Below are 12,153 nucleotides of genomic sequence, written 5' to 3' on the forward strand. Positions count from 1 at the left end.
CCAGTTGTCATAAGGTTTATGAATTGGATTATTAAGTTATATTTTATTACAATCTAAACTTCATCTCCACTATCTTCCTTAGAAATTCTCTTTCCATCAAATAAATTTGTACCTATAACTCCAACTATAATGAGAATTGAACCTATTATATGGTAATAAAATATTTCTTCCTTTAAAAAAACAACACCTGCTACTATGGATATAACTGTTGCCAAGTTAGCAAATACACTCATTTTAGAAGACTCAATTTTGGATAGGACATAGTTTGTTAAAAATGAAGTTCCAGATGATGACAGTACTCCAAGATATAATACAGATATAATAAATCTAAATTCTTTCAGTGGAGTAAGGAAACTTCCTATACTCCCATTTATTAAATGCTGTGATATGGCCAAAATATTAAAGGATATAAAGCTAATTCCAATCATTATATAGCCCAGTTGTATACCAGAAAAGTTCTGTGTAAGCTTTCTAGCCATTACGCTATATATTGCAAAGGATATGACTGATATCAATAAAAATGCTATACCTTTCATACTATTAAATTCAAAAGAAGATCCTTTTTTAAATGTTATATAAATCACTCCAAATACAGATAGTAAAATAGATATCTTTTGAAGAATTGTAGCCTTCTCTTTTAAAAAATATGAGGCCAAAATCATTGTGAATACTGGACCTACAGCTAATAATATACCTGCTTCAGCAGATGGAGTATATTTAAGTCCAAATACTTGAAATCCAAAAAATGATAAAGGGTAGAAAAGAGTCATAGGAAGTACCTTTTTTATCATTTCCTTATTAATATCTACTTTAACTTTTTTAAATAAGACGGGTAATAAAATAGCTAAAAAAGCTGCCGTAAATCTATAGGCTAATAAATCAATAGGATTACTATATTCCAAACCTATTTTACCAAATAAAAAGGATAATCCTGTAATAATAGAATACATAATAGCTGCAAAATACACTTTATTAATTTTATTTTGTTCCAAAGTATCACTCCTTAATCTACGTTATTAATAGTATGTGACTGTCTTTTATCTTTTTATAATTAAGATCCTCATAATTTAAACAATTACCCTTCCATATGTATCCACATTTTACATGACATATATAATTGTAGTTTACCTATACTAATTATGAAATATAAATTTAGGAGGAAATATTATGAAAGCCCATAAAGCACAAGAAATATTAAAGGGAAATGTAAACCATGAAGTGACATATAAAGATAAATTAGTATGGCTAGAACATATAGATGTAGAAAACCAAAAAGCATTAGTTTCAGTAATAGCTACTGGTGAAAAAATGCAAGTTCCTGTAAATGAATTAAATAGCCAGGGACTTGAATTAAAATAAAGATATAATTCTCTTTTCTGGAAAGAATCAAATATGACTCAACTAGAAAAGAGATTTTGATTCATTTTACATGACATATGAATGAATACTAGACAATAAGGTATTTACTCCTATATAAGTGAATAGTACACAAATAAATCCAATAACACTAAATAAGGCAGCCCTTTTACCTCTCCATACCCAGTATCTTCCCCAGGCACTTTCCACCCATATTGCACCTGTTATTATCACTAAAGTTAAAAGAAGAAAACCTAGAGATATGGCCCTATAACTAAGTATATCCTATTTTTCCAGGGAAAGCATATGTTTTTCTATAAACTCATCATTGGAGAACTTATCCCTTAAAAGGTACATGCTAGATACTCCATCAGCTACACCGAATAGTGCTAACCCTAAGCCGCCGACTACTAAAATCTTCTTTTTCATCGTTCTCTCCCTTCTTTGATATTTTTTAATTATAAATATTATATTAATACCTATAATTCATAAATATTAATAATACTAGTTAAATATAGTTTAACTTTTTGACCATAATTTATCAATGACAGTATAGTTTGATAAATACATGTTTATTTAAAATTTAATAATCTTTCTATAGCAAAATATCAAGTTTCAAGTTACAATATACTAGGTTATAATTTAAACTTAAAATGGGGTGTACATAATGAATATAAAGACTAAAAAGTATTTAATAGATACATTTAAAGTTGCAATCCCGAGTATTATCGAACATGTGGCCAATGTTATAGTAGGATTTGCAGATACTATCATGGTAGCTACTTTAGGTACTGTTGCCACTGCTGCTGTAGGTATTAACTCTACAATAACTTGGCTTGTTATGGCGTTTTCCACTTTGTTTGCTGTAGGTACTACTGTACAAGTTGCTCAGAGTATTGGTGCTAATAATTATAAACGGGCTGAAAGAGCAGCCATTAACGGGTTATCCAGTGGCCTAATTTTATTTTCCTCTCTTTTTATACTGCTATTTACCCTGTCAGGTTATATACCTAAGTTTCTTGGAGCTGATGTTGAAATTCTTCAGGGTGCAGTTACCTATTTGAGAATTTGGACTCTGGCAATTATTCCAATGTTATTAGGTAGAGTTGCATCTAGTATATTAAGAGGAATTGGAAATACAAAGATTCCTATGGTAGTTGCATTCTTTGTAAATATCTTAAATATAATTGGAAACTTTTTTCTTATTTATAAAACAAGATTAATAAATATCCCTCTAACAAATATTAATATTAAAATATGGGGTGCTGGTCTTGGAGTTACTGGAGCTGCCATATCCACATCACTATCTAATGCTCTAGGTGGATTTATTATGATTTATTTGTTATTTAATGGTTCTCAAGTGATTAAACTAGAATTAAAAGACTTATTTAAGTTTGAGAAAGTATTGCAAAAACATATATTTAAAACTGGAGCTCCTGCTACTGGCCAAGACTTAGTTACTAATTTCGGACAAGTTCTATATCAAAAAATGGTAGCTAGCCTAGGCACAATACAAATTGCTGCTCACCACTTAGCTACAACAGCTGAATCCATATCCTATATGCCCGCATCCGGATTTTCAGTAGCAGCAACTACATTAGTTGCCCAGTCTTTAGGAGCAGGAAAGAAAGAAGATGCAGAAGGACTTGGTAGAGTTTGCTTTTTATTATCTCTCTTAGCTGGTACATTTAGTGGAATTATGTTATATGTCTTTCCGAGACAATTAATGTCCTTATTTTCCGGAGACTTGGCAGTAATAGAAGAAGGAATTGGAGCCCTTAGAATAATTGCCTTTATACAGCCTGTATTCAGTGCTACAATAGTTCTTACAGGAGTCTTAAGAGGTGCTGGAGATACAAAGATTCCCCTATATGCTGCAATAGGCGGTATGTGGTTTGTTAGACTTATTTCTGCTTATATCTTTATTAATATATTTCATTTAGGGTTAAAGGGAGCTTGGCTAGGAATGTTAATGGATTTAGGCTCAAGATTTTTAATTGTATTCTATAGATATAATAAAAAAGATTGGCTAAATGCAGAAGTAGTGGTAGATGATTAATACAAAAAAATGGTGTCCCAGGATACCATTTTTTTGTATTATTTTATACTACCTAAAATATACTTAAGATCTTTGTAGAATCATTCTAAGACTTTCATTACATCATAGAACTTATAATATCGTTCATATTATCAACTAATCCTTCCCAAGAAAAAGATCTTATTTTATCTTTCACCTCTTTATGTAACTCCCTTTTTTCTCTTACCTTTTCAATTTGGCATAATATATCTTTTTTCAGATTTTCTTTAAACTCTGGTAAGTCCTCTTTAACAGGTTTATCTATATCATATATTCTAGGCAATGGAACATATTTAATTATACCTGACTCCTTTATTTCTTCTCCTAAAAGTGTCATTAGAGCCTCTATTTCTGTAGTAACTACATATAACCCACAGGCTAAACTTTCTATGGCCATAAGACCTAAACCCTCATAATAAGAAGGCATTAGGAATATGTCTTTCTCTCTTAATTCATTCCCTAAAGCCACTTGGTCTTTTACATTATATACTTTTATACTACTATCATTTTTAATATATTCTTCTATCTTTCTCTTATTTTCATCATCAGGACTTCCTATAATATCTAAAGTCAAATCCTCTAGATCTAAAGATTTGTAAACCTCTATAAGTTCATAAATCCCTTTAGATGGGTCTATTTTTGCACAGAATACTAATCTGGTTTTATCAGTATAAGACTTTTCTTTTGGAGGATAGAAAATATTTTGATCAAATCCTCCTCCTACGGCAATTATCTTGTCTCTGTTAATACCATATGTTTTTACTATTTCATCTTTTTGCTGTTCAGAAGCTGAAAATATACAGTCTAACTCATGTATTCTATTTACATACTTGTCCTTAATATGAGGATTCATTTTAGCTTGTCTCAAATCTGTATTGTGACACAATCCAATGATCTTTGTATCTGGAAATACTTCACTAACTAAAGATGTCAGAATCCATAGATGATGTGAAAATATAATATCTGGATTAAATTCTTCTTTTGCTTTTTCTAATCTCTTTCTAAAGGCATTTTTCCAAATATCCATCATATCTTCAGTCATAGATGAATATAAAGTGTTTTCATAGGGCATAACATCACTCATTCCAGCTATGGGAAATGATATTTCTTCACTTTTAAAAACCACAGGATATTGATCCTTGTCATCTAAAATCTCCCATAAATATTCATCTTGATATCCAAAAATAGATTTTTGTTCATAGTTATATTTTTTAAATGCTTCTATCATATTAGAGTAATATACTCCTGAACCTGTCCTTGATGGTAACTGTGCTATAACATGTAGTATTTTCATATCTATCTTTTCCATTTCTATATATATTTTGTTTCATTGATTTATGGCCTATCTTTGTTGGATAAATTATTAACTTACTATAATATACCCATATAATTTCACATAACCCAAATTCAAAATTTTTATTAAGATTTACAATGATTAATCTTTTATGATATTATATTTGTACTAAATATAGTGAGGGATAAAATGAGAAATATAAAGATGAATTTACAATTTGACGGCAGTAGATACCAGGGCTGGCAAAGATTAGGGGATAATAATAATACTATTCAAGGAAAATTAGAAACCTTGCTTCAAAAAATGACTGAAGAAGAAATAAATATAATAGGATGTTCAAGAACTGACAAAGGAGTTCATGCTAAGGCTTTAATTTGCAACTTCTTTACTAATTCCTGTATGACCATAGAGGAAATGGAAGAATATATTAATCGTTACTTGCCGGATGATATTGTGGCCTATGACTTTTGGGAAATGGACGAGAGATTTCATTCAAGATATAATGCATTATCTAAGCTATATACCTATACCATAGATAATGGCAAATATCAAAATGTATTTAAAAGAAAATTTACTTCTCATATACCAGAAGCCTTAGATCTATCCTTAATGGAAGAGGCTGCAAAGGTCTTAATAGGTACTTTTGATTTTGCTGCCTTTACTACAATGAAATCAAAAAAGAAAAGCACCACAAGAACTATAATTGATATAAATATAATTAAGGAGAATAATTATATTTATATCAACTTCAAAGGTGATGGTTTTCTCCACAATATGATTAGAATAATTACTGGAACTTTAATTAGAGTAGGAAAAGGAGAAATTAGTCCTAAGGATGTACAATTTATCCTTGGATCTAAGGACCGCAGTATAGCTGGTCCTATGATCGAATCTAAGGGCCTTTGCTTAATGGAGGTTAAGTATTAGATTTAAATTAGCTACCCCTATAATGTCTGTGAAAATAATGACAAATAATATTAATATAGTTAATATTCTCTTATAGATTTAGATTCCCCCTTATCTAAATCTATTTTCCAATTCCATAATCCTCTTTTTTACTTCTACTTCTCATATATCTTTATATTCTAGTTTAATAGATATTTATAGAACCAAGCTATACTATCTTCCATCATATTAGTTGTTACGAAATGATTTAGCTTTGAGTATTTCATAATCTTTAATTTCTCTTTACGATTATATAGTGGCTTTAGCTTTTCATAAAACAATTCTTGGCTTTCTATGGGAACTAAGGTATCACTATCTCCATGTAATAACATAATAGGTCTATCTATTAGTAAGTCTAAATTATTCATTGGATCTGTTCTACTTACTTTTTCTTCTAATTTCCTTGTATCAATATTTTCTCCTAGAGACTCTTTAAAACTTTTATTAAACTCTTGCCAACCACAGGAACCATTGAGGACAACTAAGGCTTTTAGTTTAGGATTATGAGTAAATACTCCTGCTGCTGTAATACCACCCATGGAATTTCCTGTCACTCCTATTCTATCTGGATCTCCATTATATTTTGATATTATTTCATCTATTATATTCTTGGATTCTTCCATATTTCTAAATATTATGTCCCAGAAGTACTTTGTAGCATTTTCTCCCCCATAGTTATTTATAGGATTTCTCTCTCCATGATATATTGCATCTGGAATTATTACTTGATAACCTACAGAGGCTAATATAAACCCTCTCATCCTTTGCATTTCCTTATTTGAACTCCAACCATGGTAAAAAATTATTGTTGGAATTGGTCCACTTTCTTCCCTTGGTCTAAATAAAATAGCTGGAATTTCTCCTATTTTAATCTTGTTCTCAATTATATTGTCAGATTTTAAGTAATTAATCATGCTGAACTCCTTTCTTTATGTTGTTTTCATATATTATAGACTCAATGTTTATATTTTAATTCTATTAATACCATACTTTTAATACCATACTTTTAATACCATACTTTTAATACCATACTTTTAGAATATTATATCATATTTATAAATTTATTAGTGTTTTTGTGAGGATTTCAGTAATACTTATCCTATTTGAAGCTAAAATTATCCTTTTATTTTTTGATTTGAAAAAATAAAAAATTACTTGACAAATCTAAAAAATAGCTTTATGATTAAACCTAATATAAAAAACAAATTAAATTGTTTATGATGCAAAGAGTAATTATGACGAGTACATTTTACAGAGAACTGGGAAAGGTGAGAACCAGAATAATGGAAAGCTTAATGAAAAGAGTTGCTGAGATGGATAGGACAAAGCCCAATGGTGAGTATCTTATCCCGCAGTCAAAGCGTTATTTGTTACGAGTTGTATTTTTTTAGTTTAAAATACAATTAGAGTGGCACCACGGGTATATTACTCGTCTCTTATATAAGAGACGAGTTTTTTTATATTTAAAATATTATTTAGAGGGAGGTTGAGCAGTCATAGATATAAAAATTAAAAGCTACATTAACGAAATAAAAGATGAACTAAAGAACTTAAATAAATATATATATGAAAATCCAGAAATAGGACTACAAGAATATAAATCTTCTAAAGCACATAAAGATATACTTAAAAAATATGGATTTTCCATTGAAGAAAATTTTCTAGGATTTGAGACAGCATTTAAAGCTATATATAAAGGTGAAAAGCCTGGCCCTACTATTGCTTACTTAGTAGAATACGATGCTTTGCCAAATATAGGACATGGTTGTGGACACAATTTATTGGGAACTACTACTACAGGAGCTGGTATTATACTCAGAAATGTTGTAGATGAAATTGGTGGAAATGTATATGTATTAGGAGCTCCTGCAGAAGAAAGTTTTGGTGTAAAGGTGGATATGGCTAATAATGGAGTTTTTAATGACATAGATATAGCTATGATATCTCATCCAAATTCAAGACATCAATTAAGTGGAACCACATCAGAATTAGTCCCCTTAAGATTTACCTTCAAAGGCAAATCTGCCCATGCTGCCAGTTCGCCAGAAAAGGGAATCAATGCTTTAGATGCTTGTATAATGTTATTTAATTCCATAAATGCTCTTAGAGAACATATTCTAGATTCATCTAGAATTCATGGGGTCATTACAAATGGAGGTACAGCAGCAAATATAGTTCCAGATTTAGCCATAGCAGACTTTTATCTAAGAACTCCAGTATTGGGATATATGAGAGAATTAAAAGAAAAGGTTATAAATTGCGGAAAAGCTGCCGCACTTGCAACAGGAGCAGAATTAGAAATATCCATATATGAAAAGATTTATAAAGGCATGGTTACTAACAAAATTTTATCTAACATATATAGCAAACATTTAAAAAATATAGGAGTAGAAAATATATTAGAGGGAGAAATAAGTCATGGCTCCTCCGATATGGGTGATGTAAGTCAAGTTTGTCCATCTATACATCCTAGTTTTGCCATATTAGAAAGCCATAAGGATATAGCGTCACATACAGTTGAGTTTGGCAAAGCCACCCTTACTGATATAGCATATAAAGGAATGGAAGAAACCTTATACGCCCTAGTGGCGACAGCAGTTGACGTAATAATAAACGAAGATATACTTAATAAAATAAAAGAAGAGTTTAATTTGACCTTTAAAAATAAATAAAAATTGTTCATGATGCAAAGAGTAATTATGACGAGTACATTTTACAGAGAACTGGGAAAGGTGAGAGCCAGATAATGGAAAGCTTAATGAAAAGAGTTGCTGAAATGGATGGGACAAAGCCTAAAGGTGAGTATCTTATCCCGCAGTCAAAGCGTTATTTGTTACGAGTTGTATTTTTTTAGTTTAAAATACAATTAGAGTGGCACCACGGGTATATTACTCGTCTCTTATATAAGAGACGAGTTTTTTATATTTAAAATATTATTTTCAAGGAGGATTTAAAATGAAAAAGAAGATTAGTTTATTATTAGTATTGGTTATGTTGTCTAGTATTCTCCTAGCAGCTTGTAAAAAAGATGGAGCAAATGAACAAGTGGATAATCTATTAAACAACACAGAAACAGAAATTGAGAGTTATTCTTTAGATGGAATAAAGAATAAAGGTAAATTAATAATGGGAACAAGTGCAGATTATCCGCCTTTTGAATTTCATATAATGGTGGATGGAAAGGATACAATAGTTGGCTTCGATATAGAAATGGGAAAATATATTGCTGATAAATTAGGTGTTGAACTAGAAATAAGAGATATGGAATTTAATAATTTACTTGGAGGCCTATCCACAGGTATGTTGGATATAGTAATAGCCGGAATGGTAAATGAGCCAGATAGAGAAGCAAATTTTACTAAACCTTACGATTCAGATGGAGTTCATAAAATATTAATTAGAAAATCAGATCAAAATAGATTCCAATCAGAAGCAGATTTTAATGGTGCAACTTTAGGAGCTCAAACAGGATCTCTACAAAAGGATATAGCGAAAGGTATTGAAGGAGCTACTGTTAAGGAACTCCCTGCTTTAAATACTCTTATTATGGAACTTAAAACAGAGAAAGTAGATGGAGTTGTAATGTCTGTAGAAGCAGCAGAATTGTATAAGGAAACTAATGAGGATATAGTCATAATAGAAAAAGTAGATCTTACTCATGGAGATGGAGGTCCAAGTATAGCACTTAAGACAGGCAATGATGAGTTAACAGAATATATAAATGAAATAATTGATGAATTAATAGAACTAAATTTAATTGAAAAATGGAAAGCAGAAGCTAAAGAATTAAGCGATCAAGAAGTTAAAGGCAATTAGGGGTGAATAATTTGAACATTATAGAATTACTTGTAAAATATAAATATTATTATTTAACAGGGATTAAAATAACATTATTAATATCTTTTTTATCCCTTATAATAGGAGGTACTTTAGGAGCTTTATTAAGCCTCTTGAGATTATCAAAATATAAGATTTTAAAATTTATTTCCACCATATATATTGAAGCAGTTCGTGGAACACCAATGATGGTACAAATCGCCTTAGTGTATTTCGGAAGCTATGTGATTATGGGTGTAAATATGGATGGATTTTTAGCCGCACTAATAGCTGTTTCTTTAAATAGTGCTGCCTATATAGCGGAAATTATCCGATCTGGTATCCAATCTATAGATAAGGGGCAAGCAGAAGCTAGTAGAAGCTTAGGAATTTCACATAAACAAACTATGAGACATATAATATTACCGCAAGCTATAAAAAATATATTACCAGCTTTAGGAAATGAATTTGTTACCTTAATAAAAGAAACATCTGTAGCTTCAACAATTGGAGTAGCAGACTTAATGTATGCCTCAAAAATAGTTCAAAGTAATAGTTTCCAACCATTTAATCCATTAATAATAGTAGCAGTAATATACTTTATATTTACATTTACACTATCACAATTAATAGGATTACTTGAAAGGAGATTATCGCATAATGATTAAGATAGAAAATTTAAATAAATTTTTTGGAGATAAACATGTATTAAAAAATATAAACTTAGAAATAAAAGATGGCGAAGTTATTAGTCTTATCGGTCCTTCTGGTTCAGGTAAAAGTACACTTATAAGATGTATAAATTATTTGGAAGAACCTACTTCCGGCTCCATATATATTAATGGTAAAAATATAGCGAAATCTGGGAAAGAAATCGATAAAATAAGACAGAATATAGGAATGGTATTTCAACATTTCCACCTATTTCCTCACAAAACAGTTCTCGAAAATATAACTTTAGCCCCAATCTTAACGGGACAACTAACAAAAATTGAAGCAGAACAAAAAGCCGTTGACCTCTTAAAAACTATGGATTTGTTAGATAAAAAAGATGTATATCCTGACTCCCTATCAGGTGGCCAAAAACAAAGGATAGCAATTGCTCGCTCCTTAGCCATGAGTCCAACAGTAATTCTTTTTGACGAGGTTACATCGGCTCTTGACCCTGAGATGGTCGGTGAGGTTTTAAATGTAATGAAGGAATTGGCTAAAACAGGCATGACAATGGTAGTAGTAACCCATGAGATGGCCTTTGCAAAACAAGTAGCAGATAAAGTAATATTTATGGCTGATGGGGAAATTGTAGAAGTAAATAAAGCAATAGATTTATTTGAACATCCGCAAAATCATAGGACTAAAGAATTTTTATCAAAGGTACTAGAATATTAAGATAATAAATATAATAGCTAAAAGCATTTAAATTTAATTAGGTCTATGCCTAAGTAAAAGTAAATGCCCCTTTCTAACAGGAATCCAAATGAGATTAAAACTAGAAAAGAGCATATTTTATTTATGACTGATTCCATATATACTGATTCTTTTTATTTAAATTTATGATACAATTATTTATATATAAAATCTTATGGAGAGGATGAAAAGGCAGATGGAATTAAGTAAAAAAAATAAATTTAAACGTATTATTATTGCTATTGTAATTGTCGCTATTATCTTATTTTTAATCTTTTTATCAGTAATTCCCCATCTTATTATGAAGCCTATTTTAGGCAAACGAGTAGAACGTCCACAGTATGAACCCTCAGACTATGGTATTGAAGCTGAGCAGATTTCTCTTAAAACTGAAGATGGGCTTTCTCTTGCAGCATGGCGTACCAAAGCTAATAGTAGTAAAGGAACCATCATAATATTATCGGGAATAGAAAATCCCTCAGTAACAGCCTTCTTTGGATATGCAAAAATGTTTGCCGATAACGGCTGGGACTCTTTACTAATTGAAATGCGTGCCAGAAATCTTAGTGAGGGGAAAGAAATTGGCTTAGGCTATACGGAATGGCATGATGTAATTGCTGGAGTAAATTATCTATCAGATGATTCAAATATAGCTGACCTCCCTATTATTGCTATGGGAACTTCCATGGGAGGCTCTACTAGTATTATGGCAGCTGGTAAAGATTCTCGCATTGATGGAGTTATTTCTATTTCAGGTTTTTCAAGTTGGGAAGATGCCTTTACAGACAATATGCGATTAATGGATGTTCCTGAATTCTTTTGTATATTAGAAAAGCCTTTTGTAAGACTATATTCAGGCTTCAACTATGGATTTGGCACTACTAATTACTCTCCATTAAAGGCACTTAAAAACTTTGATAATAGACCTTTGTTGTTGATGCATTCCACCAAAGACTCTCAAGTTCCTTATCCTAGTTTTGAACGCCTACAAAAACAAGCTGAAAAATATAATATAAGTACTTCCACATTTGTCCGTGAAGGAGATGAACACTTCATCTGTTATGAGGAGTATTCTGATAACCCATTACAAGATACTGAATTTAGTAATGCTATTCTCAATTTCTTGAATAATAATTACTAATAAAGATAAATATTTATTCTGAATATAAAAATCCTAATGAGAAGAATTTTCTAGCTCTTATTAGGATTTTTTTTATTAATAAATTTAGTCTCCAGTATGATTATTCTTTATATTCGC

Annotated in this window: 13 protein-coding genes and 2 other annotated features; of the genes, 8 read left to right on the plus strand and 5 right to left on the minus strand. The window is 30.6% G+C overall.

Going from position 1 to position 12,153, the window contains the following annotated elements:
- Positions 1 to 53 precede the first annotated feature (53 nt).
- Positions 54 to 992 (minus strand): DMT family transporter, encoded by a 939-nt coding sequence (locus RBU61_RS13785; RefSeq protein ID WP_308876044.1) that lies wholly within the window; start codon positions 990 to 992, stop codon positions 54 to 56.
- A gap of 175 nt (positions 993 to 1,167) precedes the next feature.
- Here RBU61_RS13785 and RBU61_RS13790 point away from each other — a divergent pair, with 175 nt between their 5' ends.
- Complete coding sequence (locus RBU61_RS13790; protein WP_154438830.1) at positions 1,168 to 1,359, plus strand: H-type small acid-soluble spore protein; 192 nt, start codon at positions 1,168 to 1,170, stop codon at positions 1,357 to 1,359.
- 66 nt (positions 1,360 to 1,425) lie between these two features.
- Here RBU61_RS13790 and ccsA read toward each other — a convergent pair whose 3' ends face one another.
- Together ccsA and RBU61_RS13795 are read right to left on the minus strand one after the other, a co-directional pair.
- A complete protein-coding gene (gene ccsA / locus RBU61_RS19610) occupies positions 1,426 to 1,638 on the minus strand; it encodes a cytochrome c biogenesis protein CcsA (protein ID WP_374212527.1) in 213 nt (70 codons plus the stop codon).
- A 3-nt stretch (positions 1,639 to 1,641) separates the two neighbouring features.
- Positions 1,642 to 1,785, minus strand: a complete 144-nt coding sequence (locus tag RBU61_RS13795) for a hypothetical protein (protein WP_308876045.1) — start codon at positions 1,783 to 1,785, stop codon at positions 1,642 to 1,644.
- Between the two features lie 238 nt (positions 1,786 to 2,023).
- Here RBU61_RS13795 and RBU61_RS13800 point away from each other — a divergent pair, with 238 nt between their 5' ends.
- The gene (locus tag RBU61_RS13800; protein ID WP_308876046.1) at positions 2,024 to 3,415 is read left to right on the plus strand and encodes an MATE family efflux transporter; all 1,392 of its coding nucleotides are present in this window, start codon (positions 2,024 to 2,026) and stop codon (positions 3,413 to 3,415) included.
- A 97-nt stretch (positions 3,416 to 3,512) separates the two neighbouring features.
- On the opposite strand, the gene RBU61_RS13805 is transcribed toward RBU61_RS13800, so the two are convergent.
- Positions 3,513 to 4,727, minus strand: a complete 1,215-nt coding sequence (locus tag RBU61_RS13805) for a glycosyltransferase family 4 protein (RefSeq protein WP_308876047.1) — start codon at positions 4,725 to 4,727, stop codon at positions 3,513 to 3,515.
- Between the two features lie 189 nt (positions 4,728 to 4,916).
- Between RBU61_RS13805 and truA the strand changes: the two genes are divergently transcribed.
- Positions 4,917 to 5,654, plus strand: coding sequence for a tRNA pseudouridine(38-40) synthase TruA (gene truA, locus RBU61_RS13810; protein ID WP_308876048.1), 738 nt, complete (start codon positions 4,917 to 4,919; stop codon positions 5,652 to 5,654).
- A gap of 158 nt (positions 5,655 to 5,812) precedes the next feature.
- Here the strand turns inward: truA and RBU61_RS13815 are convergent, their stop codons facing one another.
- Complete coding sequence (locus RBU61_RS13815; protein WP_308876049.1) at positions 5,813 to 6,586, minus strand: prolyl oligopeptidase family serine peptidase; 774 nt, start codon at positions 6,584 to 6,586, stop codon at positions 5,813 to 5,815.
- A gap of 294 nt (positions 6,587 to 6,880) precedes the next feature.
- Positions 6,881 to 7,112: a binding site (T-box leader), on the plus strand.
- A 122-nt stretch (positions 7,113 to 7,234) separates the two neighbouring features.
- Here RBU61_RS13815 and RBU61_RS13820 point away from each other — a divergent pair.
- The 5 genes from RBU61_RS13820 (at position 7,235) to RBU61_RS13840 (ending at position 12,036) form a co-directional block, all read left to right on the plus strand.
- Positions 7,235 to 8,344: a M20 family metallopeptidase gene (locus tag RBU61_RS13820; RefSeq protein WP_308879825.1), complete on the plus strand. Its 1,110-nt coding sequence runs from the start codon at positions 7,235 to 7,237 to the stop codon at positions 8,342 to 8,344.
- Positions 8,345 to 8,575, plus strand: a binding site (T-box leader).
- A 52-nt stretch (positions 8,576 to 8,627) separates the two neighbouring features.
- Entirely contained in the window at positions 8,628 to 9,488 is an 861-nt protein-coding gene (locus tag RBU61_RS13825) for a transporter substrate-binding domain-containing protein (protein ID WP_308876050.1), read from the plus strand.
- Positions 9,489 to 9,490: 2 nt separating this feature from the next.
- Complete coding sequence (locus RBU61_RS13830) at positions 9,491 to 10,156, plus strand: amino acid ABC transporter permease (protein WP_374212447.1); 666 nt, start codon at positions 9,491 to 9,493, stop codon at positions 10,154 to 10,156.
- A complete protein-coding gene (locus tag RBU61_RS13835; protein ID WP_308876052.1) occupies positions 10,149 to 10,877 on the plus strand; it encodes an amino acid ABC transporter ATP-binding protein in 729 nt (242 codons plus the stop codon). The genes RBU61_RS13830 and RBU61_RS13835 overlap by 8 nt, the downstream gene beginning before the upstream one ends.
- Positions 10,878 to 11,091: 214 nt before the next feature.
- Positions 11,092 to 12,036: a prolyl oligopeptidase family serine peptidase gene (locus RBU61_RS13840; protein ID WP_308876053.1), complete on the plus strand. Its 945-nt coding sequence runs from the start codon at positions 11,092 to 11,094 to the stop codon at positions 12,034 to 12,036.
- Positions 12,037 to 12,153: the final 117 nt, after the last annotated feature.

The sequence above is a fragment of the Tissierella sp. MB52-C2 genome (assembly GCF_030931715.1).
In the GTDB taxonomy this organism is placed as follows: Bacteria; Bacillota; Clostridia; order Tissierellales; family Tissierellaceae; genus Tissierella.

Coding starts and splice junctions, on each gene's coding strand:
- RBU61_RS13790 (WP_154438830.1), top strand. CDS start 1,168: ATGAAAGCCCATAAAGCACAAGAAATATTAAAGGGAAATGTAAACCAT.
- RBU61_RS13795 (WP_308876045.1), bottom strand. CDS start 1,785: ATGAAAAAGAAGATTTTAGTAGTCGGCGGCTTAGGGTTAGCACTATTC.
- RBU61_RS13800 (WP_308876046.1), top strand. CDS start 2,024: ATGAATATAAAGACTAAAAAGTATTTAATAGATACATTTAAAGTTGCA.
- RBU61_RS13805 (WP_308876047.1), bottom strand. CDS start 4,727: ATGAAAATACTACATGTTATAGCACAGTTACCATCAAGGACAGGTTCA.
- truA (WP_308876048.1), top strand. CDS start 4,917: ATGAGAAATATAAAGATGAATTTACAATTTGACGGCAGTAGATACCAG.
- RBU61_RS13815 (WP_308876049.1), bottom strand. CDS start 6,586: ATGATTAATTACTTAAAATCTGACAATATAATTGAGAACAAGATTAAA.
- RBU61_RS13825 (WP_308876050.1), top strand. CDS start 8,628: ATGAAAAAGAAGATTAGTTTATTATTAGTATTGGTTATGTTGTCTAGT.
- RBU61_RS13835 (WP_308876052.1), top strand. CDS start 10,149: ATGATTAAGATAGAAAATTTAAATAAATTTTTTGGAGATAAACATGTA.
- RBU61_RS13840 (WP_308876053.1), top strand. CDS start 11,092: ATGGAATTAAGTAAAAAAAATAAATTTAAACGTATTATTATTGCTATT.